The organism is Streptomyces sp. NPDC007907 (assembly GCF_042959365.1).
In the GTDB taxonomy this organism is placed as follows: Bacteria; Actinomycetota; Actinomycetes; order Streptomycetales; family Streptomycetaceae; genus Streptomyces; species Streptomyces indiaensis.
In genome coordinates this window covers 147,815-170,316 of sequence record NZ_JBIBKR010000007.1, presented here as the reverse complement: position 1 = coordinate 170,316, position 22,502 = coordinate 147,815, and the positions used below count along the sequence as shown (strand labels likewise).

The window sequence follows — 22,502 nt, the reverse complement described above, 5'->3', positions numbered from 1 at the left end:
GCACTTCATGGCCGGCGTACCAACGAGGAGATCGGTTCGTGACGATCCGCGTAGGCATCAACGGCTTCGGCCGCATCGGTCGTAACTACTTCCGCGCGCTGCTGGAGCAGGGTGCAGACATCGAGATCGTGGCTGTCAACGACCTGGGTGACACCGCGACCACCGCTCACCTGCTGAAGTACGACACCATCCTGGGCCGCCTCAAGCAGGAGGTCACGCACACCGCCGACACGATCACGGTCGACGGCAAGACCATCAAGGTCCTGGCCGAGCGCAACCCCGCCGACATCCCGTGGGGCGAGCTGGGCGTCGACATCGTCATCGAGTCGACCGGCATCTTCACGAAGAAGGCCGACGCCGAGAAGCACATCGCCGGCGGCGCGAAGAAGGTCCTCATCTCGGCTCCGGCCAAGGACGAGGACGTCACCATCGTGATGGGCGTCAACCAGGACAAGTACGACCCGGCGAACCACCACGTCATCTCCAACGCCTCCTGCACCACCAACTGTGTGGCGCCGATGGCGAAGGTCCTCGACGAGAACTTCGGCATCGTCAAGGGTCTGATGACCACGGTGCACGCGTACACCAACGACCAGCGCATCCTTGACTTCCCGCACAAGGACCTGCGTCGCGCGCGTGCCGCCGCCGAGAACATCATTCCGACGACCACGGGTGCCGCCAAGGCCACCGCGCTGGTCCTCCCGCAGCTCAAGGGCAAGCTGGACGGCATCGCCATGCGCGTCCCGGTCCCGACCGGCTCGGTCACCGACCTGGTCCTCGAGCTGTCCCGTGAGGTCACGAAGGAAGAGGTCAACGCCGCCTTCCAGAAGGCCGCGGAGGGCGAGCTGAAGGGCATCCTCGAGTACACCGAGGACCCGATCGTCTCCTCCGACATCGTGAACGCCCCGGCGTCCTGCACCTTCGACTCCTCCCTGACCATGGTCCAGGAGGGCAAGAACGTGAAGGTCATCGGCTGGTACGACAACGAGTGGGGCTACTCCAACCGCCTCGTGGACCTCACGGTCTTCGTCGGCAACCAGCTCTGATCGAATAGACCAGGCACCACGGTGTGAGAGCAGGGCTCGGGCAGCGCGCGGTCGCGCTGTCCGAGCCCTGACTCACGTACAGATCAGATCTGTTAGATCACGAGCGCTTCCGAGCGATCACGAGCTCTTTCAGGAGTCCCCTTTCATGAAGACGATCGACGAACTCCTCTCCGAGGGAGTGGCGGGCAAGCGGGTCTTCGTCCGCGCCGACCTGAACGTGCCGCTGGACGGCACCCGCATCACCGACGACGGCCGCATCCGCGCCGTGCTGCCCACGGTCAAGGCCCTCGCCGAGGCGGGCGCCCGGGTCGTCGTCGCCTCCCATCTGGGCCGCCCCAAGGGTGCCCCGGACCCGGCCTTCTCCCTCGCCCCGGCCGCCGCGCGCCTCGGTGAACTCCTCGGCACGGACGTGGCCTTCGCGACCGACACGGTCGGCGAGTCCGCCCGGGCCACCGTCGCCGGCCTGGCCGACGGCCAGGTCGCCGTCGTCGAGAACCTGCGCTTCAACGCCGGTGAGACCAGCAAGGACGACGCCGAGCGCGGCGCCTTCGCCGACCAGCTCGCCGCCCTCGCGGACGTCTACGTCGGTGACGGTTTCGGCGCGGTGCACCGCAAGCACGCCTCCGTCTTCGACCTCCCGGCCCGGCTGCCGCACTACGCCGGATACCTCATCGCCACCGAGGTCGGCGTCCTGAAGAAGCTCACCGAGGACGTCAAGCGGCCCTACGCCGTCGTCCTGGGCGGGGCCAAGGTGTCCGACAAGCTCGCCGTCATCGACCAGCTGCTCGGCAAGGCCGACCGCCTGCTCATCGGCGGCGGCATGGTCTTCACCTTCCTGAAGGCCAAGGGCCACGAGATCGGCACCTCCCTGGTCCAGGAAGACCAGCTCCCGGCCGTCCGGGAGTACATCGAGCGCGCCGAGAAGAACGGCGTCGAGCTGGTCCTGCCGGTGGACGTCGTGGTCGCGCCGGAGTTCCCGGACCTCAAGACCAAGGCCCCCGGCCGCCCCAGCACCGTGGCCGCGGACGCCATGCCGTCCGGCCAGATGGGCCTGGACATCGGCCCCGAGTCCCGCACGCTGTACGCCTCGAAGATCGCCGACGCCGCCACCGTCTTCTGGAACGGCCCCATGGGCGTCTTCGAGCACCCCGATTTCGCCGAGGGCACCAAGGCCGTCGCCCAGGCACTCCTCGACTCGAAGGCCTTCACCGTGGTCGGTGGTGGCGACTCCGCCGCCGCCGTCCGCATCCTGGGCTTCGACGAGAACGCATTCGGCCACATCTCGACCGGTGGCGGCGCCTCCCTCGAATACCTCGAGGGCAAGACGCTCCCCGGCCTCGCCGCACTGGAGGACTGACCCTTTATGAGCACGCGCACGCCGCTGATGGCGGGCAACTGGAAGATGAACCTCAACCACCTCGAGGCCATCGCGCACGTCCAGAAGCTCGCCTTCGCCCTGGCCGACAAGGACTACGAGGCCGTCGAGGTCGCCGTCCTGCCCCCCTTCACCGACCTGCGCTCCGTGCAGACCCTGGTCGACGGCGACAAGCTCAAGATCAAGTACGGCGCCCAGGACATCTCGGCGCACGACGGCGGTGCCTTCACCGGCGAGATCTCCGGCCCCATGCTGGCCAAGCTGAAGTGCACGTATGTCGCCATCGGCCACAGCGAGCGCCGCCAGTACCACGCCGAGACCGACGAGCTGGTGAACGCCAAGGTCAAGGCCGCGTACAAGCACGGCCTGACCCCGATCCTGTGCGTCGGCGAGGAGCTGGAGGTCCGCGAGGCGGGCAACCACGTCTCCCACACCCTCGCCCAGGTCGAGGGCGGTCTGAAGGACCTCCCCGCCGAGCAGGCCGAAACCGTCGTGATCGCCTACGAGCCCGTGTGGGCCATCGGCACCGGCAAGGTCTGCGGCGCCGAGGACGCCCAGGAGGTCTGCGCGGCGATCCGCGGCAAGATCGCCGAGCTGTACTCCCAGGAGCTGGCCGACAAGGTCCGCATCCAGTACGGCGGCTCCGTGAAGTCGGGCAACGTCGCGGAGATCATGGCCCAGGCCGACATCGACGGCGCCCTGGTCGGCGGTGCCTCGCTGGACGCCGACGAGTTCGTCAAGATCGTGCGCTTCCGCGACCAGTGAGTATGCGGTAGCGGCGATCCGTCGTACCCTTGCGGGGTCCAGCGCTGTGCTGGGCCCCGCGTCGTCCATCCGAATCCGAGGAAGTTGGTCCAGCCGTGGTTTTGGGGTTCTCGATCGCCCTGATCGTCTTCAGCCTGCTGCTGATGCTGCTGGTGCTGATGCACAAGGGGAAGGGCGGCGGCCTCTCCGACATGTTCGGTGGCGGCATGCAGTCCTCCGTCGGCGGCTCCTCGGTCGCCGAGCGCAACCTCGACCGGATCACCGTCGTGATCGGTCTGCTGTGGTTCGCGTGCATCGTCGTGCTCGGCATCCTGATGAAGGTGAACAACTGACCGAGCCGCGATCCGCACGGAACTCGTACGTGGGGCCCCATGTTCGGTACGCGCAGCAAAGCGCGGCCTATCATGGGGCTTGCGTCTAGGTGTGAGGGTTGTAACTCCAATCACTGGACGCGCGTTGGGCCTTACGTAGACTGAGGCGCTCGCGGCGAAGCGGAACGCCGACTCGCTTCGCGGCACCATCACGCAGGGAGTTACGACCGTGGCAAGTGGCAACGCGATCCGGGGAAGCCGGGTCGGGGCGGGGCCGATGGGCGAGGCCGAGCGCGGCGAGTCCGCGCCGCGGCTGCGCATCTCCTTCTGGTGCTCCAACGGACACGAGACCCAGCCGAGCTTCGCCAGCGACGCGCAGGTGCCCGATACCTGGGACTGTCCCCGCTGCGGCTTCCCGGCAGGCCAGGACCGGGACAACCCGCCGGACCCGCCGCGCACCGAGCCCTACAAGACCCACCTGGCGTACGTCCGGGAGCGGCGCAGCGACGCGGACGGCGAGGCGATCCTCGCCGAGGCGCTCGCCAAACTGCGGGGCGAGATCTAGAAGTCGAAACCGGCCGGGCACCAACAGGTGCCCGGCCGGAACTGCCTCCCCGGGCATCGGCGGATGCCCGGCCGGTCGCGGCGCCTCGGCGTCGACGGGTGGCCGGCCCGGCGCGGCTTCTCGGCTTCGGCGGGTGCTCAGCCAGGTCTCGGTTTCCGAGGCTTCGGCGGGTGCTCAGTCAGGTCTCGGTTTCCAGGCTTCGGCGGGTGCTCAGTCAGGTCTCGGCTTCCAGACGCCGACGGGTGTCCGGCCGGTCTCGGCATCCAGGCGCCAGTGTTTGTCCGGCCCGTCTCGGCTTCTCGGCTCCGGCGGGTGTCCGGCTCGCCTCCGTTTCTCCTCGCCGTCACCGTCGGCCGATTGTCAGTGGTGCCCTCTACGGTTTGTGCATCGGACGAACCATGAGGGGGAGCGGTGGCGACGGTCGAGGCGGGGGGCGTGCGCGCGCCCGCGTGGCGCGGTGGGTTCGGACGGCTGTGGAGCGCCGCCGTCCTGTCCAGCTTCGGTGACGCACTGCGTACGTCCGCGCTCCCCCTGCTGGCCGTCACCCTGACCGACGACCCGCTGCTCATCGCCTCCGTCACGGCCTGCGGCTATCTGCCCTGGATCGTCTTCGGCCTGCTCGGCGGGGCCGTGGCCGACCGCGTGGACCAACGGCGGGCCATGTGGACGGTGGACGCGGCGCGGGGCCTGCTGGTGGCCGCCTTCGCGGTGGCCGTCGCGCTCGGACACGCCTCGATCGGCCTGCTCATCGCACTGGCCGTCGCGCTCACCACCCTCCAGACCCTCTTCGACAACGCTGCCACGGCGCTGCTGCCCGGCCTCGTCGACCGGGACGCGCTCGGCAGCGCCAACGCCCGGTTGATGACCGGTCAGCGCATCGCCGGAGGCCTGCTCGGCGGCCCCGTCGTACCCATGCTGCTGACAGCGGGGGCCGCCGTGCCGTTCGCGGCCGACGCCGTGACCTTCCTCGTGGCCGCCGCGCTGATCGCCTCCCTGCCGGCCGCCGGACCGGACCGCGAGCGGAGACCCGCGGGCAGCACCCTGCGCCGTGAGATCGCGGAGGGCCTGCGCACCCTGTGGCGCGACCGGGCCCTGCGCGCCCTGTGCACGGCCACGGCCCTGTGCAACATCGGCATGGGCACCCTGCTCGCGATGCTGGTCGTCCTCGTCACCGACTGGCTCCGGGCGGGCCCAGCGGGATACGCGGCGGCCGGCACCGCCTTCACCCTGGGCAGCCTGGCCGGGGGAGTGGTGAACGGCCGGCTGGTGGCGCGGCTCGGCCGTCTGCGGGCGGTGCTCCTCGCCGGCGCGGTGCAGACCGCCCTCCTCGTCGTCATGGGCACCGTGCGCAGCCTCGCCGTACTCGTGGGCGCGCTCGCCGTCTTCGGGCTCCTCGGCATGGTGTGGAACGTCAACACGACGACGCTCATGCAGGAGCGCAGCCCCGCCGGACTGCTGGGCCGGGTCAGTTCCGCCTTCCGGACCCTGGCCTTCGCCGGAGTACCCCTCGGTGCCCTGCTGGGCGGAGCCGTCGCCGCCGCCCGCGGGCCGAACACCCCGCCGCTGCTCACGGCAGCCTTCTTCGCCCTCGCCGTCATCGCGTTGATACCCGTGCGCACGGTGGACGTATCCGTGGTGGAGCCGGAGGACGCCACCACGACGGCCGACGTCGCGCGCTGATCAACTAGGTTGGGACCGGCAGCGGGGCAAGGTACGCAGGCAGGACAGGAAAGAAGGCGGAAGTCCGAGATGAACGCAGAAAGCCGTACCAGACTCAACCAGACGCCTGAGTGGACGGCACTGGCCAAGCACCGCGAGGAGCTCGGCGACGTGGGGATGCGCGAGCTGTTCGCCGCCGACTCCGGCCGCGGCACCGCGTACACCCTCCGGGTCGGCGACCTGTACGTCGACTACTCCAAGCACCTCGTCACCGACGACACCCTGCGGCTGCTGCGCGAACTGGCCGCCGCCACCGACGTCTTCGGGCTCCGGGACGCCATGTTCCGCGGCGAGAAGATCAACACCACCGAGAACCGGGCCGTGCTGCACACCGCGCTGCGCGCCCCGCGGGACGCGGTGATCGAGGTCGACGGTCAGAACGTGGTGCCGGATGTGCACGCCGTGCTCGACAAGATGGCGGACTTCGCGAACCGGGTGCGGTCGGGCGAGTGGACCGGCCACACCGGCGAGCGGATCCGGAACATCGTCAACGTCGGCATCGGCGGCTCCGACCTGGGCCCCGCCATGGCCTACGAGGTGCTGCGGGCCTTCACCGACCGCTCGCTGACGGTGCGTTTCGTGTCGAACGTGGACGGTGCCGACCTGCACGAGGCGGTCCGGGACCTCGACCCGGCGCAGACGCTGTTCGTCATCGCCTCCAAGACCTTCACCACCATCGAGACGGTCACCAACGCCACGTCCGCGCGCACCTGGCTGCTGGACGCGCTCGGTGACGAGGCCGCCGTCGCCAAGCACTTCGTGGCACTGTCGACGAACGCCGAGAAGGTCGCCGAGTTCGGCATCGACACGGCCAACATGTTCGAGTTCTGGGACTGGGTCGGCGGCCGCTACTCCTACGACTCCGCGATCGGCCTGGCCCTGATGATCGCCATCGGCCCGGACCGCTTCCGGGAGATGCTCGACGGCTTCCGCATCGTCGACGAGCACTTCCGCACCGCGCCGGCCGAGTCCAACGTGCCGCTGCTGCTGGGCCTGCTGGGCATCTGGTACGGCAACTTCCACGACGCCCAGTCGCACGCCGTCCTGCCCTACAGCCACTACCTGTCGAAGTTCACCGCCTACCTCCAGCAGCTCGACATGGAGTCCAACGGCAAGTACGTCGGCCGGGACGGGCGCGAGGTCGAGTGGCAGACCGGCCCGGTGGTGTGGGGCACGCCGGGCACCAACGGTCAGCACGCCTACTACCAGTTGATCCACCAGGGCACCAAGCTGATCCCGGCGGACTTCATCGGCTTCGCGAGGCCCGTCGCCGAGCTGAGCGAGCAGCTGAAGGCACAGCACGACCTGCTGATGGCCAACTTCTTCGCCCAGACGCAGGCGCTCGCCTTCGGCAAGACGCCCGAGGAGGTGCGGGCCGAGGGTGTCCCGGAGGAGCTGGTGCCGCACAAGACGTTCAAGGGCGACCACCCGACGACCACGATCCTCGCGCCCGAGCTGACGCCGTCCGTCCTCGGCCAGCTGGTCGCCCTCTACGAGCACAAGGTGTTCGTGCAGGGCGCGGTGTGGAACATCGACTCCTTCGACCAGTGGGGCGTGGAACTGGGCAAGGTCCTCGCCAAGCGCGTCGAGCCCGCGCTGACCGGGGACGCCGAGGTCGAGGGCCTGGACGCCTCCACCCGTGCCCTGGTCGCCACATACCGGGAGCTGCGCGGCCGACGGTGACGCACGCCGGGCGGGAAGCGCGCGGCAGTGGGCCGTCCGCTTCCCGTAGACTCCCGGACGATCATCACGGCCCGGACGATCATCTCCGACGTCATCACGGCGAGTGCTCGGGGGAGCGCGAAGTGGCACGCACACGCGGAAGTTGGACCGGCGGCACGCTGACGGCGGGGTCCGTACTGAAACCCCAGGAGGTGGCCCGGGCGGTGTTCCACCCCGCCTGGATCCCGCAGCCCCTCGATCCGTCCGTGGAGCGACTGAAGCGGTTCCGTGTCATCGCCGGGGCGGTCGCCTCGCTCGGTGTCTACACCTTCGTCCAGGGCGGCTTCGACCTCACGGAGCTGCTGGAGAACGCGATGACGGCCTCCGTCGTGCTGCTCTTCCTCACCCCGCTGACGGTCGGCGTGATGCTGTGGGTGTGGCGGCGCGGGGGCACGGTGCGGCAGGTGCGGACGCCGCTGCTCAAGTCCCTCGCGCTGCTGGTGCTGTTCGTCGGCTGCGTGGCCGCCGTGCTGCTGCTGGTGCGGACGGTGAACGCGTCCGCGAACGTCGCCGTGATCATCGGGTTCGGCATGACGATGCTGTGGCTGCTCGCCTTCACGGCCTACGGAGCCGTGCGCGTCTCGGGCAACTTCTTCGGCACGGCCGCCGTGCACCGCTGCCTGCCGCCGCTGCTCGCCATGGTGACCAGCTGGCTGGTGGCCGTCCCGGACCTCGTGACCGGTGATCTGCACGGGCTCAGCCTCACCCTGGGGATCGTCTTCATCCTGGGCGCGCCGGTGACGGTCACCGCCATCGCGCTGCTGGAGATGCGGCGGCTCAAGCGCCGGTACGGAATCCGGCTGAACGCCCATCCGGCGACACACCCGTCCCTGCCCGGGCCGGTCCCGCCGATGCCCCCGGCGGGCTCGCCCCACCTGCCGCCGCAGGGAAACCCGTACGGGCATCCTTACGCGCCGAGCGGGCAGCACCCCTACACGCCGGGAGAGCAGCACCCCCACGCCCCGCACCTCCGGCCTCCGTACCACCCGCAGCAGCCGTACGGGAGCTGACCCGGGGGCGCTGACCCCGGGGCGGACCGGCGTCAGGCCACGGCGCTCAGCGTGTCCGCGAGGCGCCGTCGGGCGGCCCGGGCCGCCGGGAGCGCGGCCAGTGCCGCGGCGCAGAGGACCGCCGCCGTGCCCAGCAGCACCATCAGGACCGCGGAGGGCCCCTGGGCGATCCCCGCTCCGATGCCGCTGGAGCGGCCCTGGACGTCGATCAGCCACCGGGCGAGGGGCAGACCCAGGGCGAGGGCGGCGAGGACGGCCGCCAGAGCCGTGAGGCCGGTGGCCGTGACGGTGATCGCCGTGATCTGCCGGGGGGACAGCCCGATGGCCTTCAGGGCCAGCAGGTCCCGCTCGCTCTCGCGGACCGTGCCGCCGATCGCGGTCAGCAGTTCGATGAGCCCGATGAGGGCGAGGACGGCGATCAGCCCGGCGACCACCGCGCGCAAGGGGGAGAGCCCGTCGGCCGGGTTGGTCACCGCGTGCACGTCCAGATGGCCGCGCCCCGCGGCGGCGAGCCGGTCGGCGACCTCCCGCGGGTCCGCGCCGGGGTCCAGGCGGAGCTCGTAGAGCGTCGGGCGGAGCCCCGGATCGTTCTCGCGAAGGGTGTCGAGGGAGGTGGAGATGACCCGCCCGGCGTTCTCCGGCTCGATGCTGCGGCCCACGATGTGCAGGATCTGCGGCCGGTCGCCGACGGTCATCCGCACCCAGGAGCCGACCCGCACGTCCAGCAGGTCGAGCAGCCCCTGCCCGGCCACCGCCTCGTCGACGCCGCGGGCGGGGCGGCCCTCGGCAAGGGTGTGCGGGTAGGGGTCCTCCCGGGTGCCGATACCGCGCAGGGCGATCGTCGCGGTCTGGCTGGGACCCAGGGCGGCCGTCTCGACGCCCGGGTAGGCCGCGGCCACCTCCGGGTCCTTCTCCAGCAGGGAGCGGACCCGCTGTTCGCCCAGGCCGGAGTCGGCGCGGACACTGAGCGCGGCCGGCAGGCCGATCCGCTCGGGCTCGCTGTGGAAGCGGTCGAGGGTGGTCCAGGCACTCATCGCCACGACGATCAGCAGCAGCGGCAGCGTGAGCCGGGCGACGGTGGCCAGGGACCGGGGGTGGCGCGTGAACGCCTTGTGCCAACCCAGCACCAGCGCGGGCGGGATCCGCACGCCGAGGGCCCGGCGGGCCACGCCGGACAGCCGTCCCCCCGAGGTCGCGGCCGGTCGCGGCACCGGCACGGGCGGCACCCGCCCGGCCCGCCACGCGGCCAGCCCGGTGGTGGCGCCGATGAACAGCACCGCCCCCACGGGCACCACGAGCAGCGCCACGGTGTGGCCGGGCAGCCCCTGCCACACGCCGACCGCGTCCCCGAGCCGCCCCGGGATCCGGCTGCCCAGGGCCTCGGCGAGACCGGCCGCGGCCAGGGCGCCCAGCAGGGCGTAGGCGAGGTGCTGGAGCAGGAAGACGCGGACCACCTGACCGGGGGTGAAGCCGATGGCCTTCAAAACGGACAGGTCGCGCAGGTGTCCTCGGATGCGGGTGCCGATCGCCCCGTGCACGGCGAATCCGGCCGCGACCAGGGCGCCCAGCCCGAACAGGCCCAGCACCTGGCCGAGCAGCCGGTTGTCGCCCTGCGCCTCGGCCTGCGCCTGCTGCCAGGTGGACACCTCGCCGATCGCGCCCGGGCCCAGCACGGTCACGGCACGCTGGACGATGTAGGACGTGTCGCCCGGGTCGGTCAGCCGCAGCCCGATCACCTGGCCGCCCGGGTCCGGCACGGCCGACGGAAGCGCCCACACCAGGCCCGGCTGCTCACCGGGCCGGTAGCGCGGCTCGGCACTGTCGGCGAGGCCCACGACGGTCAGCTCGCGGGCGGTGCCGGGCACGTCGAGGGTGTCGCCCGGCTGGGCCAGCAGGGCACGGGCGAGGCGGCTCTCCAGCACCACGCCGTCGGGAGTCGACGGGGTGAGCCAGTGCCCGGAGACCACCGGCGGGCGGCCGGCGGACTGCTTCTGCGGCATGCCGCGCAGTTCGACCGCGGCGCGGCTGCCACGCGAGGAGACGGTGGTGGCGGCACTGGCGTAGGGGCCGACGACGGACTCCACGCCGTCCAGCCGGGCCAGCTTCCCCGGGTCGGCCTCCGTGTCGGTGTGCAGCCACACATGCGCGCCGTGCGACTGGGTGAAGACGCGCTGCCAGGGGTTGGTCGCGTAGCCGAACAGGGCGGTGGCCAGCAGCAGGGAGGCGACGATGCCCGCGGTGGCGAGGACGAGGAACAGTGCCTCGCCGCGGTGCGTGCGCAGATCGGAGTGCGCCCAGCGCAGGGTGGCTCGCATACGGGTCAGCCCCTCCGCGGATCGTCGTACCCGCGCATGTCAGTCCTTCAGCTCCAGCACACCGGATATGCCGGCGCGGCGCGGCGGGGTGGTGCCGCCGTCGAGTGCCGCGTCGTCGGCGATCCGGCCGTCGAAGAAGCTGATCACCCGGTCCGCGGCGCTCGCCAGCCGGGCGTCATGGGTGACCAGCACGATCGTCTGGCCGCGCTGGTGGAAGCGGGACAGCAGCCGCATCACCTCGCGGGTGCCCTTGCTGTCGAGGCTGCCCGCGGGCTCGTCGGCCAGCAGCAGCGGCGGGTGGTTGACCAGCGCCCGGGCCAGGGCGACGCGCTGCTGCTCACCGCCGGACAGCTCGCCCGGCATGCTGCGCTCCTTGCCCGTCAGGCCCAGCTCGGCCAGCAGCGCCTCACGCTCGGTGCGCGCCTGCTTGGGCGGGGTGCCGGCGAGCAGGGCGGGCAGTTCCACGTTGTCGGCGACGGACAGGTTCGAGACGAGGTTGAAGAACTGGAAGACGATCCCGATCCGCTTCCTGCGCTCCACCGCCCAGCGCGCCTCGCTGTAGGTGTCGGTGGACTCGCCGTCGAGCCAGATGTGGCCCTCGTCCGGGCGCTGGAGTCCGCCGAGCAGATGCAGCAGCGTCGACTTGCCCGCGCCGGACGGGCCGGTGATCGCCACGAACTCGCCCTGCCGTACGCACAGGTCGACCCCGCGCACGGCGTGGGCCGGGGCGCCCTCGCCGTGGTGGGTCTTGGTCAGTCCCTCGGCGCGCAGCACAGGAGCGGGACGCTCGTCGCTCACTCCAGCTCCTCCAGCTCTTCCTGGCACCGTTCCAGCCAGTCGAGGTCGGCCTGCAGGTGCAGCATCGCGCCCTCGATCAGCAGATGGGCGACGCGGTTGTCGCGGTCTTCGGCGGCGGCCAGCTTCGACAGCTGCCGCATGGTGTTCAGGTACTGGCGGCGCTGCTGGTTGATCAGGGTGATCTGCTCGGCGAGACCGGTCTGCGGGGCGAGCGCCAGTTTCATGAAGAACTCGTCCCGCACCCGCGGCTCGTCCTCGGGCTCCTCGAACCAGGCGCGCAGCGCCTCCCGCCCGGCGTCGGTGAGGTGGTAGACCTTTTTGTTGGGCCGGCTGGACTGCGTCACGTCCTCGCCCTCGATCAGTCCCGACTTCTCGAGGCGGCCGAGGGTCACATAGATCTGGCCGACGTTCGGCTGAGGGTACGCGGAGCCCAGCAGTTGCTCAAGGTCCTGCTTGAGCTCGTAGCCGTGGGCGGGTCCGCGGGCGAGGAGGGCCAGGAGGGGCAGGCGCACGCGTGCAGTCCTCCTGTCCGGTCCAATGTGCTCCAGGCCCTAGTATCGCCCATACCTAACAGGTATACATGGCCTCTGATTCCGGGCAAAGGTGCCCAGCGCCGGTGTACAGGGAGGAACCTATGCGGTGGATCCAAGCCGCGGGTAGGGGCCTCCTCGTTCTGGTCGTGGTCCTGACCGGTTACGTCGCCGCCGGAGCGCAGGCGGGCGAGCCCTCCGCGGGGTCCCGCGGGCCGCTCACCCTGGCCACCGCCGGCGATCTCACCGGCTACCTCGGCCCCCTGCTGGAGGGCTGGAATCGTACCCATCCCGGCGAGAAGGTGACCCTGGTCGAGCTGCCGGACTCGGCCGACGAGACCGAGGCCCAGATGATCACCGACCTGCGCGACGGTGATCGCAGCCGGTTCGACGTGCTCAACATCGACGTCAACTGGACCTCGGAGTTCGCCGCGGCGGGCTGGATCAGACCGCTGCCCCGGGACCGCTTCCCCCTGAAGACGTTCCTCCAGCCGGTCGTGGACACGGCGACCTACGACGGGCAGCTCTACGCGGTCCCGTACGTCACGAACGCCGGTCTGCTCCTGTACCGCAAGGACGTCCTCGCCGCGGAGGGCGTCGATCCGCCGCGCACCTGGGCGGAGCTGGAGCGGTACGCCAGGACCATCGCCCCGAAGCACGGCCTCGGCGGCTACGCCGGACAGTTCCTGCCCTACGAAGGCCTCACCGTGAACGCGGCCGAGGCCGTCTACTCGGCGGGCGGCTCGATCCTGGGCGACGAGGGCGAGCGCGTCACCGTCGACTCGGCGGCGGCCCGCGAGGGCATCGGGTTCCTGGCGCGCGGAGTGCGCGAGGGCTGGATCCCGAGGGAAGCGCTGACGTACAAGGAGGAGGAGTCCAAGCAGGCCTTCCAGGACGGCCGGCTGCTCTTCCTGCGGAACTGGCCGTACGCCTACGTCGGCGCCTCGGCCCCCGGCTCGAAGGTCGCCGGGAAGGTCGGCGCCGTGCCCCTGCCCGGGCCCGGTGGGCCGGGGACCAGTGTCCTCGGCGGGTCCAACCTGGCCGTCAGCGCGCACGCGCGGCACCCTGACTCGGCGGCCCGCCTGATCGCGTACCTCACCGGTGAGCGCGTGCAGCGGCAGGTCCTCACCCGCGGTGCGCTGCCGCCCGTGCGCGCGGACCTCTACCGGGATCCCGCGCTCATCCGCAGGTTCCCCTACCTGCCGACGCTGCGCACGAGCGTCCTCGCGGCCGCGCCGCGCCCCAAGAGCCCGCGCTACGACCAGGTCAGCCTGGTGGTGCAGGCCGTCGTGAACGACGCGATGGCGGGGCGCCAGACGCCCGCAGCGGCGGTCCGGCGGCTGGCGCGCGAGCTCGCCGTCATCTCGCGCGGCTAGCACTTTCCGCGCCCTCTCGGCGCCCTCCCCTACTTACTTGTTAGGTAACGCGGGCGTCTCATCTCGCTGAGTATCGCCCGAGTATGTCCCTATTTCGGCACGCCAACCGCTGGATACCTTCTGCCTTTTCATTGACACCCTCTCGTCACGCCTACTTAACATGCATGCATAACCGCTGCCCTCCTCAGAGACAGGTCGATGGGTTGAACAGGCACCACTGGTGGCGTGACGCAGTGATCTATCAGGTGTACGTCCGCAGCTTCCTCGACAGCACCGGCGACGGCATCGGCGACCTCGCCGGGGTCCGGGCCGGACTGCCGTACCTGAAGAAGCTCGGCGTCGACGGGATCTGGCTGAGCCCCTTCTATCCCTCGCCGCAGCACGACCACGGCTACGACGTGGCCGACTACTGCGACGTCGACCCGCTCTTCGGTGACCTCGACGAGTTCGACCAGCTGGTCGGCGCCGCGCGGCGGCTCGGCATCAAGGTGCTCCTCGACATCGTCCCGAACCACTGCTCCAGCGAGCACCCCTGGTTCCGCGAGGCGCTCGCCGCCCCCGCCGGCAGCCCCGCCCGGGCCCGCTTCCACTTCGCCGACGGCCGCGGCCCGGACGGCTCCGAGCCGCCCAACAACTGGCACGCCATGTTCGGCGGCCCGGCGTGGAGCCGGGTGACCGAGGCGGACGGGCGGCCCGGCCAGTGGTACCTGCACATGTTCACCCCCGAGCAGCCCGACTGGAACTGGCGCGAGCCGGAGGTCGCCGCCGAGTTCGACCGGGTGCTGCGCTTCTGGCTGGACCGGGGTGTCGACGGCTTCCGCATCGACGTCGCCGCCGGCCTCTACAAGCACCCCGAGCTGCCCGACTCCGACGACCCGGAGGCCGACGCCCGCACCCGCGACTCGGTCAACCCGCTCGCCTGGAACCAGCCTGAGGTGCACGACGTGTGGCGCCGCTGGCGCTCCATATGCGAGGAGTACACCGAGCGCGACGGCCTCGACCGCCTGCTCGTCGGCGAGGTCTCCGTGCCGACCGCCCGCGAGCACGCCCGGTACGTCCGCCCCGACGAACTGCACCAGGCCTTCTTCTTCGACCTGCTCAGCGCCTCCTGGGACGCCGACGCCTTCCAGAAGGTGATCTCGGAGGCCATGCAGGACATCGCCGGCACCGGCTCGACCGTCACCTGGGTCCTCAACAACCACGACCAGGTCCGCACCGTCACCCGCTACGGCGAACCCGCCACCGAGGGCAGCGGCCTCGGCGCCGCCCGCGCCCGCGCCGCCGCGCTCCTGATGCTGGCCCTGCCCGGCGCCGCCTACATCTACCAGGGCGAGGAGCTCGGCCTGCCGGAGGTCGTGGACCTGCCCGACGACGTGCTCACCGACCCGATCTTCCATCGCACCGGCAGCCGCGCCCGCATCCGCGACGGCTGCCGCGTGCCCCTGCCCTGGTCGGGCCAGGCCTCGCCGTTCGGCTTCACCCCCGGCGTGGAGAGCGCCAAGCCGTGGCTGCCGCAGCCGGAGTACTTCGCCGAGTACGCCACCGACCGCGCCCTCGCCGACACCCGCTCCTTCTGGCACCTGTACCGCGACGGCCTCCAGCTGCGCGCCGCCCTGCCCCAGCTGGGCGAGGGCACGCTGCGCTGGCTGGACGCGCCCCCCGGCGTGCTGGCCTTCGAACGCGGCGACGACCTGGTCTGCGCCGTCAACTTCGGCACCGCCCCCACCCCCGCGCCGGTCTCCGGCACCCCCCTGCTCGCCAGCGGCTCCTGCCCGCCCGGAGTCCTCTCCGGCTCGACGGCCGCCTGGTGGATCCGTTCCTGAACGCCCCGCAAGCGAACGCTTCGCAAGTCAACTCCCCGAAGGGACATCAACGATGATGCGACGACGTACCACCCTGCTCACCGGCTGCACCGCTCTCGTCCTGGCGCTCGGCGCGACCGCCTGCGGCGGCGGCCCCGTCTCGGCCGGCGGCGGCGACAAGGCGCTCGACGGCCAGTCGATCACCGTCGCCGGCGTCTGGTCCGGCACCGAGCAGAAGAACTTCCAGAAGGTGCTCGACGCCTTCACCGAGAAGACCGGCGCCAAGACGCAGTTCGTCTCCACCGGCGACAACGTCTCCACCGTCGTCGGCAGCAAGATCGAAGGCGGCAACGCCCCCGACGTCGTGATGGTCCCGCAGGTCGGCGTGCTCAAGCAGTTCGCGCAGAAGGGCTGGCTCAAGCCGCTGTCGCAGAAGACCGAGCAGGCCGTCGACGCGGGCTACGCCCCCGTCTGGAAGAAGTACGGCAGCGTCGACGGCACCCTCTACGGCCTCTACTTCAAGGCCGCACACAAGTCGACCGTCTGGTACAGCCCCGAGGCCCTCGAACAGGCCGGCGTGAAGCCCCCGAAGAGCTACGACGAGCTGCTCAAGGCCGGGCAGACCGTGTCCGACTCCGGGCTCGCCGCGTTCTCCGTCGCAGGACAGGACGGCTGGACCCTCACCGACTGGTTCGAGAACGTCTACCTCTCCCAGGCCGGACCCGAGAAGTACGACGCCCTCGCCGCGCACAAGCTGAAGTGGACCGACGCCTCCGTCGTCGACGCCCTCACCACCCTCGGCAAGCTCTTCAAGGACAAGCAGCTCATCGCCGGCGGCCAGAAGGGCGCCCTGAACACCGACTTCCCCGGCTCGGTCGAGAAGGTGTTCGGCCCGGAGCCCGAGGCCGGCATGGTCTACGAGGGCGACTTCGTCGCCGGTGTCGCCAAGGACCAGTTCGGCAAGAAGGTCGGCGAGGACGCCAACTTCTTCCCGTTCCCCGCGGTCGGCGGCGGCGAGGCCCCCGTCGTCAGCGGCGGCGACGCCGCCGTCGTCCTCAAGGACGGCAAGAACCAGAAGGCCGCCCAGGCCCTCCTGGAGTACCTCGCCACCCCCGAGGCCTCCGCGGTGTGGGCCGAGGCCGGCGGCTTCCTCTCCCCGAACAAGAAGCTCGACCTCGCCTCCTACGGCGACGACGTCACCCGCGCCACCGCCAAGTCCCTCGTCGAGGCCGGGGACTCGGTCCGCTTCGACATGTCCGACCAGGCCCCGGCCGCGTTCGGCGGCACCAAGGGCACCGGCGAGTGGAAGCTGCTGCAGGACTTCCTGCGCGACCCCTCCGACCCGAAGGGCACCGCGGCGAAGCTGGAGGCCGCGGCGGCCAAGGCGTACCAGGACTGATACGCCATGACAGCGACCCTCGTGAAAGAGACGAGTTCCCCACCCGGCCCGGTCGCCGACCGCACCCGGCGACTGCGCCGGCGCGGGAAGATCATCGCCCTGCTGTTCGTGCTGCCCGCACTGCTGCTGCTCGGCGCGCTCGTCGTCTACCCCGTGCTGTTCAGCATCGGCCGCAGCTTCTTCGACGCCTCCGGGACGACCTTCGTCGGCGGTGACAACTACGCCGAGATGTTCCGCGACCCGGCGACCCTCAAGGCCGTGCGCAACACGGCCATCTGGGTCGTCGTCGCCCCGGCCCTGCTCACCGGCCTCGGACTGATCCTCGCCGTGCTGGTGGAGAAGGTCCGCTGGGCGACCGCCTTCAAGCTGCTCCTCTTCATGCCGATGGCGGTCTCCTTCCTCGCCGCCGGCATCATCTTCCGGCTCGCCTACGACGAGGACCCGGACAAGGGCGTGCTCAACGCCGCCGTCGTCTCCGTCCACGACGCCTTCGAGGGGGAGTCCTCCTACCCGACGGCCCGGGCGCGTGACGCCCAGGGGCTGACGAAGGAGAAGGACGGCTCGTACCGCACGAGCACCAGCGTGTCGCCCGGTGACGCGCTGGCCCTGGGCCTGGTCGGCGTGCAGCCCGACGACCTGCCGGGCGGCGCCGAGCCGGCCTACGCGGCGGCCGGACGGAAAGCCGCCGCCGACGAACTGCGCGGCGTGGTCTACCTGGACTTCACGCCCGGCGGGGGAGGGGAGCAGGGCAAGGTCGACCGGCGGGAGAGCGGGCTGCCGGAGATGACGGTCGAGGCGGTCCGTGACGGCGAGCAGGTCGCCTCGACGACCACGGCCGCCGACGGCTCCTTCCGCTTCGGGAAACTCGAACCCGGCTCCTACGAGGTGCGGCTGCCGTCGTCCAACTTCGCCCAGGCCTACGACGGGGTCTCCTGGCTCGGGCCGGCACTGGTCACCCCGGCGATCATCGGCGCGTACCTGTGGATCTGGACCGGCTTCGCCATGGTGCTGATCGGGGCCGGTCTGTCGACGCTGCCCCGGGACGCCCTGGAGGCGGCGCGGATGGACGGCGCGAACGAGTGGCAGATCTTCCGGCGCATCACGGTGCCGCTACTGGCCCCGGTGCTCTCGGTCGTGTTCATCACCCTCGTCATCAACGTGATGAAGGTCTTCGACCTCGTCTACATCATCGCGCCCGGCCCCGTGCAGGAGGACGCGACCGTGCTCGCGACGCAGATGTGGCTGGTGTCGTTCGGCGGCGGCAACAACCAGGGGCTCGGCAGCGCGCTCGGTGTGCTGCTCCTGCTGCTGGTCGTCCCGGCGATGGTGTTCAACGTCCGCCGTTTCCGAAGGAGTCAGCGATGAACGCGGTCCGGCGCGGACTGGGCAACGGGGCCGTCCAGGCCTTCCTCGTCCTGATCGGCCTGGTGTGGATGACACCGCTGGCGGGGCTGTTCCTGTCCTCGCTGCGGTCCGCCGAGGACACGGCCAAGGGCGGCTGGTGGACGGTGTTCTCCAGCCCCGGCCAGCTGTCCTTCGACAACTACTCGGAACTGCTGGGCAACGCCGGGATCACGCAGGCGTTCTGGAACACGGTGCTGATATCGGTGCCGGCCACGGCGCTGGTCGTGGTGATCGCGGCCCTCGCCGGGTACGCCTTCGCGTGGCTGGACTTCCCCGGGCGGGAGGCGATCTTCCTGGTCGTGGTCGCGCTGCTGGTGGTGCCGGTGCAGATCGGTCTGCTGCCGGTCGCCAAACTCTTCGGCCAGCTGGGCCTGTTCGGCACGATCCCCGGCGTCGTCCTCTTCCACGTGGCCTACGGCCTTCCCTTCGCGGTGTTCCTGCTCCGCAACTACTTCGCCGAGATGCCGAAGGAGATGCTGGAGGCGGCGCGCATGGACGGGGGCAGCGAGTGGCGTATCTTCACACGGCTGGTCCTGCCCGTGGGGCGGCCGGCGATCGCCTCCCTGGCCATCTTCCAGTTCCTGTGGGTGTGGAACGACATGCTGGTGGCGTTGCTGTTCGCGGACAGCACGTCGCAGCCGCTGACCGTGGAACTCCAGTCGCAGATCCGACAGTTCGGCAGCAACATCGACGTCCTGGCCCCCGGGGCGTTCGTGTCCCTGGTCGTCCCTGTCGTCGTGTTCTTCGCGTTCCAGAGGCACTTCGTACAGGGCGTGATGGCCGGCTCGGTCAAGTAGCGCCTGAACCAGGGGGCTCCGCCCCCTGGACCCTCATTTCCTTCGCCCACCCATCACCCGAAGCGGTCAGCCAGGAGGCTGGACCCGCCAGTTGCCCCTTGCACGGGCAGTTTCGGGTGGTGGGTGGGCGAAGGTCCTGGGGTCCAGGGGCGGAGCCCCCTGGTTGGCTAGGCCGAAGCCGGCGGGTACAAGGACCGCGGCAGTTGGGAGGCCGCCGTGCCGTCCAGGAGCCACAGGGTCCGGCTCCTGCCGTACGCGCCGGCCGCCGGGGCCTGGATCTCTCCCGCCCCGGACAACGCGATCGCCGCAGCCTTCGCCTTGTCCTCCCCGGCCGCCAGCAGCCACACCTCCCGCGCCGCACGGATCGCCGGCAGTGTCAGCGTCACCCGGGTCGGTGGCGGCTTCGGCGCGCCGTGGACGCCCACGACCGTCCGCTCCGTCTCCCGCACCGCCGGCAACTCCGGGAAGAGCGACGCCACGTGCGTGTCCGGCCCGACGCCCAGCATCAGCACGTCGAACGCGGGCACCGGCCCGTGGTTCTCCGGCCCCGCCGCCTGCGCCAGTTCCTCCGCGTACGCGGCCGCCGCCGCGTCCACGTCGGTGCCGTGCGGCCCGTCCGACGCGGGCATCGCGTGCACCCGCTTCGGATCGAGCGGCACCGAGTCGAGGAGGGCCTCCCTCGCCTGGGTGACGTTGCGCTCCGGGTCGCCCTCGGGCAGGAACCGCTCGTCACCCCACCAGAGGTCGAGCCGGCCCCAGTCGATCGCGTCCCGGGCGGGAGCCGCGGCCAGCGCCGCCAGCAGGCCGTTGCCGTTGCGGCCGCCCGTCAGGACCACGGACGCCGAGCCCCGGGAGGCCTGCGCGTCCACGATCCTGGTGATCAGCCGGGCCGCCGCCGCCTGCGCCATCAGCTCCTTGTCGCGGTGGACGACCAGCTGCGGTGCCGTACTCACTTCGTCGCCTTCCGTACGGGCTCCAGCCTCGGCGGTTCCTGCCTCACCGGTGCCTGCGCCGTCGCTTCCGCAGCGGGTGCTTTCGCAGCCGCTTCAGCGGGAGCGGGCAGGGCGAGTCCTGCTCGCCCCTCACTTTTGGGCACCGACGGCACCGACGGCACGGACGACGCGGACTTCAGCCGGTCCACCCCGTACCGCAGCGCCGACGCGTACGTGTCGTCCGGGTCGAGACGCCGCAGCTCCTCCGCCATCAGCTCGGCGGTCTCCCTGCGCTTGAGCGCCACGGCCCGGTCCGGCTGGCCCTCGATGGACAGCGTCGCCAGCGAACCGTCGGCCCGGTCCAGCTTGATGGGGCCGCAGTTGGTGTCCATGCGGACCGCCGTCAGACCCGGGCCGCTGGACAGCGAGCGCTTCACGGGGACGTCCAGCCGGTCCGCGAGCCACATCGCCAGCAGCTCACAGCTCGGGTTGAACTCCTCGCCCTCCACCTCGACGGCCCGCACCTCGCAGGCCACCTGGTCGAGTGCCGCCGCCAGCATGGAACGCCAGGGCGTGATGCGGGTCCATGACAGGTCCGTGTCGCCGGGGGTGTAGGTCCCCGACCGGGTGGCCAGGTCCCGGACCGGCTGCTCGGAGGCGTACGTGTCGGTGACACGCCGCTGCGCGAGGGCACCCAGAGGGTCGTTCGCCGGGTCGAGCGGCGCGTTCACCGGCCACCACACCACCACGGGGGCGTCCGGCAGCAGCAGCGGCAGCACCACCGACTGGGCGTGGTCCGCGACCTCGCCGTACAGCCGGAGCACGACCGTCTCGCCGGTGCCCGCGTCCGCGCCGACCCGCACCTCGGCGTCCAGACGGGACTGCGTACGGTCGCGGGGGGAGCGGGAGACACGCTTGATGACGACGAGCGTGCGTGAGGGATGCTCGTGCGCGGCGTCGCTCGCGGCCTTCAGCGCGTCGTAGGCGTTCTCCTCGTCCGTCACGATGACCAGCGTGAGCACCATGCCGACCGCCGGTGTGCCGATCGCCCGGCGGCCCTGCACCAGCGCCTTGTTGACCTTGCTGGCCGTGGTGTCCGTCAGGTCTGTCTTCATGGCCGGCGCCAGCTCCGTCCGTGTCGCTCGAGCATTTCGTCCGCCTCGACGGGCCCCCAGGTACCGGCCGGGTACTGGGCGGGCTTGCCGTTCTTGTCCCAGTACTCCTCGATCGGGTCGAGGATCTTCCAGGACAGCTCGACCTCCTCGGTACGCGGGAAGAGGTTCGAGTCACCGAGCAGAACGTCCAGGATCAGACGCTCGTACGCCTCCGGGCTGGACTCGGTGAAGGACTCGCCGTAGGCGAAGTCCATCGACACGTCCCGGATCTCCATCGACGTGCCCGGCACCTTCGAGCCGAAGCGGACCGTGACGCCCTCGTCCGGCTGGACGCGGATGACGATCGCGTTGGAGCCGAGCTCCTCGGTGGCCGTCGAGTCGAAGGGGGAGTGCGGGGCCCGCTGGAAGACGACGGCGATCTCCGTCACGCGGCGGCCCAGACGCTTGCCGGTGCGCAGGTAGAAGGGGACGCCCGCCCAGCGGCGGTTGTCGATCTCCAGCTTGATCGCGGCGTAGGTGTCGGTCTTCGAGGACGCGTTGATGCCGTCCTCCTCCAGGTAGCCGCGCACCTTCGTACCGCCCTGCCACCCGGCCGTGTACTGGGCGCGCACGGTGTCCCGGCCCAGGTCCTTGGGCAGCTTCACCGCGCCGAGCACCTTGGTCTTCTCGGCGGCCAGCGCGTCCGCGTCGAAGGAGGAGGGCTCCTCCATGGCGGTGAGCGCCAGGAGCTGGAGTAGGTGGTTCTGGATGACGTCACGGGCGGCGCCGATGCCGTCGTAGTACCCGGCCCGGCCGCCGATGCCGATGTCCTCGGCCATGGTGATCTGCACATGGTCCACGAGGGACCGGTTCCAGATCGGCTCGAACATCGTGTTGGCGAAACGCAGCGCCAGGATGTTCTGGACGGTCTCCTTGCCCAGGTAGTGGTCGATGCGGAAGACCTGGTCCGGGGCGAAGACCTCGTGGACGACCTTGTTGAGCTCCTCGGCCGACTTCAGGTCGTGCCCGAACGGCTTCTCGATGACCGCGCGCCGCCACGAGCCGCCCGTCTGGTCGGCCAGCTGATGCTTCTTCAGCTGCTGGATGACCACCGGGAAGGACTTCGGCGGCACCGAGAGGTAGAAGGCGAAGTTGCCGCCCGTGCCCTGTGCCTTGTCGAGCTCCTCGATCGTGGAGCGCAGCCGCTCGAACGCGTCGTCGTCGTCGAACGTGCCCTGCACGAAGCGCATGCCCTGGATGAGCTGCTGCCAGACCTCCTCGCGGAAGGGCGTGCGGGCGTGCTCCTTGACCGCGTCGTGGACCTCCTGCGCGAAGTCCTCGTGCGCCCACTCACGGCGGGCGAAGCCCACCAGGGAGAAGCCCGGCGGCAGCAGACCCCGGTTGGCGAGGTCGTACACGGCGGGCATGAGCTTCTTGCGGGACAGGTCGCCCGTGACGCCGAAGATGACCAGGCCCGACGGCCCCGCGATACGCGGGAGCCGTCGGTCCGCGGGGTCACGCAGCGGGTTGCTGCTCGACACC

At 70.9% G+C, this 22,502-nt stretch carries 19 protein-coding genes; 13 read left to right on the top strand and 6 right to left on the bottom strand.

All coding sequences use genetic code 11. The features are described 5' to 3' along the window. Positions 1-38: 38 nt before the first annotated feature. The 8 genes from gap to ACFZDI_RS28025 all read left to right on the top strand — a co-directional run bounded on the left by gap (position 39) and on the right by ACFZDI_RS28025 (position 8,513). Positions 39-1,046 carry a type I glyceraldehyde-3-phosphate dehydrogenase gene (gene gap, locus ACFZDI_RS28060; protein ID WP_184845038.1) on the top strand — a complete coding sequence of 336 codons (1,008 nt, stop codon included), beginning with the start codon at positions 39-41 and terminating at the stop codon, positions 1,044-1,046. A gap of 145 nt (positions 1,047-1,191) precedes the next feature. Then, complete coding sequence (locus ACFZDI_RS28055; protein ID WP_391254090.1) at positions 1,192-2,403, top strand: phosphoglycerate kinase; 1,212 nt, start codon at positions 1,192-1,194, stop codon at positions 2,401-2,403. 6 nt (positions 2,404-2,409) lie between these two features. After that, a complete protein-coding gene (gene tpiA / locus ACFZDI_RS28050) occupies positions 2,410-3,186 on the top strand; it encodes a triose-phosphate isomerase (RefSeq protein ID WP_234847351.1) in 777 nt (258 codons plus the stop codon). A 95-nt stretch (positions 3,187-3,281) separates the two neighbouring features. Further along, a complete protein-coding gene (gene secG, locus ACFZDI_RS28045; RefSeq protein ID WP_094052663.1) occupies positions 3,282-3,518 on the top strand; it encodes a preprotein translocase subunit SecG in 237 nt (78 codons plus the stop codon). Positions 3,519-3,726: 208 nt separating this feature from the next. Then, positions 3,727-4,062: an RNA polymerase-binding protein RbpA gene (locus ACFZDI_RS28040; protein WP_003957010.1), complete on the top strand. Its 336-nt coding sequence runs from the start codon at positions 3,727-3,729 to the stop codon at positions 4,060-4,062. Between the two features lie 411 nt (positions 4,063-4,473). Beyond that, the gene (locus ACFZDI_RS28035; protein WP_391254088.1) at positions 4,474-5,742 is read left to right on the top strand and encodes an MFS transporter; all 1,269 of its coding nucleotides are present in this window, start codon (positions 4,474-4,476) and stop codon (positions 5,740-5,742) included. A 69-nt stretch (positions 5,743-5,811) separates the two neighbouring features. Next, positions 5,812-7,464 (top strand): glucose-6-phosphate isomerase, encoded by a 1,653-nt coding sequence (gene pgi / locus ACFZDI_RS28030; protein ID WP_234847353.1) that lies wholly within the window; start codon positions 5,812-5,814, stop codon positions 7,462-7,464. Between the two features lie 122 nt (positions 7,465-7,586). Further along, positions 7,587-8,513 carry a hypothetical protein gene (locus tag ACFZDI_RS28025; protein ID WP_391254086.1) on the top strand — a complete coding sequence of 309 codons (927 nt, stop codon included), beginning with the start codon at positions 7,587-7,589 and terminating at the stop codon, positions 8,511-8,513. A 32-nt stretch (positions 8,514-8,545) separates the two neighbouring features. On the opposite strand, the gene ACFZDI_RS28020 is transcribed toward ACFZDI_RS28025, so the two are convergent. The 3 genes from ACFZDI_RS28020 to ACFZDI_RS28010 are packed head-to-tail and all read right to left on the bottom strand — an operon-like array spanning position 8,546 to position 12,138. Next, complete coding sequence (locus ACFZDI_RS28020; protein ID WP_391254084.1) at positions 8,546-10,828, bottom strand: FtsX-like permease family protein; 2,283 nt, start codon at positions 10,826-10,828, stop codon at positions 8,546-8,548. A gap of 39 nt (positions 10,829-10,867) precedes the next feature. Beyond that, entirely contained in the window at positions 10,868-11,626 is a 759-nt protein-coding gene (locus ACFZDI_RS28015; protein ID WP_391254082.1) for an ATP-binding cassette domain-containing protein, read from the bottom strand. Next, entirely contained in the window at positions 11,623-12,138 is a 516-nt protein-coding gene (locus ACFZDI_RS28010; protein WP_391254081.1) for a helix-turn-helix transcriptional regulator, read from the bottom strand. Before ACFZDI_RS28010 ends, ACFZDI_RS28015 begins: the two co-directional genes overlap by 4 nt. 122 nt (positions 12,139-12,260) lie before the next feature. Here ACFZDI_RS28010 and ACFZDI_RS28005 point away from each other — a divergent pair, with 122 nt between their 5' ends. From ACFZDI_RS28005 to ACFZDI_RS27985, 5 genes are all read left to right on the top strand, one after another. Next, positions 12,261-13,532: an extracellular solute-binding protein gene (locus ACFZDI_RS28005; protein WP_391254079.1), complete on the top strand. Its 1,272-nt coding sequence runs from the start codon at positions 12,261-12,263 to the stop codon at positions 13,530-13,532. A gap of 164 nt (positions 13,533-13,696) precedes the next feature. Further along, positions 13,697-15,355, top strand: a complete 1,659-nt coding sequence (locus ACFZDI_RS28000) for a glycoside hydrolase family 13 protein (RefSeq protein ID WP_234847359.1) — start codon at positions 13,697-13,699, stop codon at positions 15,353-15,355. A gap of 52 nt (positions 15,356-15,407) precedes the next feature. Beyond that, entirely contained in the window at positions 15,408-16,733 is a 1,326-nt protein-coding gene (locus ACFZDI_RS27995) for an ABC transporter substrate-binding protein (protein WP_234847360.1), read from the top strand. A gap of 6 nt (positions 16,734-16,739) precedes the next feature. Beyond that, positions 16,740-18,098, top strand: a complete 1,359-nt coding sequence (locus ACFZDI_RS27990; protein WP_234847361.1) for an ABC transporter permease subunit — start codon at positions 16,740-16,742, stop codon at positions 18,096-18,098. Further along, positions 18,095-18,934: an ABC transporter permease subunit gene (locus ACFZDI_RS27985; RefSeq protein ID WP_391254076.1), complete on the top strand. Its 840-nt coding sequence runs from the start codon at positions 18,095-18,097 to the stop codon at positions 18,932-18,934. The genes ACFZDI_RS27990 and ACFZDI_RS27985 overlap by 4 nt, the downstream gene beginning before the upstream one ends. Positions 18,935-19,101: 167 nt before the next feature. Here ACFZDI_RS27985 and pgl read toward each other — a convergent pair whose 3' ends face one another. Genes pgl through zwf form a run of 3 tightly spaced genes read right to left on the bottom strand, consistent with a single transcriptional unit; the run spans position 19,102 to position 22,501 of the window. After that, the gene (gene pgl / locus ACFZDI_RS27980; protein ID WP_308287414.1) at positions 19,102-19,887 is read right to left on the bottom strand and encodes a 6-phosphogluconolactonase; all 786 of its coding nucleotides are present in this window, start codon (positions 19,885-19,887) and stop codon (positions 19,102-19,104) included. Further along, complete coding sequence (gene opcA / locus ACFZDI_RS27975) at positions 19,884-20,981, bottom strand: glucose-6-phosphate dehydrogenase assembly protein OpcA (protein WP_391254074.1); 1,098 nt, start codon at positions 20,979-20,981, stop codon at positions 19,884-19,886. Before opcA ends, pgl begins: the two co-directional genes overlap by 4 nt. Further along, positions 20,978-22,501 carry a glucose-6-phosphate dehydrogenase gene (zwf, locus tag ACFZDI_RS27970; RefSeq protein WP_234847364.1) on the bottom strand — a complete coding sequence of 508 codons (1,524 nt, stop codon included), beginning with the start codon at positions 22,499-22,501 and terminating at the stop codon, positions 20,978-20,980. The genes opcA and zwf overlap by 4 nt, the downstream gene beginning before the upstream one ends. Position 22,502 lies beyond the last annotated feature (1 nt).

Excerpts from the sequence above, each read along its gene's own strand:
- ACFZDI_RS28055 (WP_391254090.1), top strand. The coding sequence starts at position 1,192 with ATGAAGACGATCGACGAACTCCTCTCCGAGGGAGTGGCGGGCAAGCGG.
- tpiA (WP_234847351.1), top strand. The coding sequence starts at position 2,410 with ATGAGCACGCGCACGCCGCTGATGGCGGGCAACTGGAAGATGAACCTC.
- pgi (WP_234847353.1), top strand. The coding sequence starts at position 5,812 with ATGAACGCAGAAAGCCGTACCAGACTCAACCAGACGCCTGAGTGGACG.
- ACFZDI_RS28020 (WP_391254084.1), bottom strand. The coding sequence starts at position 10,828 with ATGCGAGCCACCCTGCGCTGGGCGCACTCCGATCTGCGCACGCACCGC.
- ACFZDI_RS28005 (WP_391254079.1), top strand. The coding sequence starts at position 12,261 with ATGCGGTGGATCCAAGCCGCGGGTAGGGGCCTCCTCGTTCTGGTCGTG.
- ACFZDI_RS28000 (WP_234847359.1), top strand. The coding sequence starts at position 13,697 with ATGCATAACCGCTGCCCTCCTCAGAGACAGGTCGATGGGTTGAACAGG.
- ACFZDI_RS27995 (WP_234847360.1), top strand. The coding sequence starts at position 15,408 with ATGATGCGACGACGTACCACCCTGCTCACCGGCTGCACCGCTCTCGTC.
- ACFZDI_RS27990 (WP_234847361.1), top strand. The coding sequence starts at position 16,740 with ATGACAGCGACCCTCGTGAAAGAGACGAGTTCCCCACCCGGCCCGGTC.
- ACFZDI_RS27985 (WP_391254076.1), top strand. The coding sequence starts at position 18,095 with ATGAACGCGGTCCGGCGCGGACTGGGCAACGGGGCCGTCCAGGCCTTC.
- opcA (WP_391254074.1), bottom strand. The coding sequence starts at position 20,981 with ATGAAGACAGACCTGACGGACACCACGGCCAGCAAGGTCAACAAGGCG.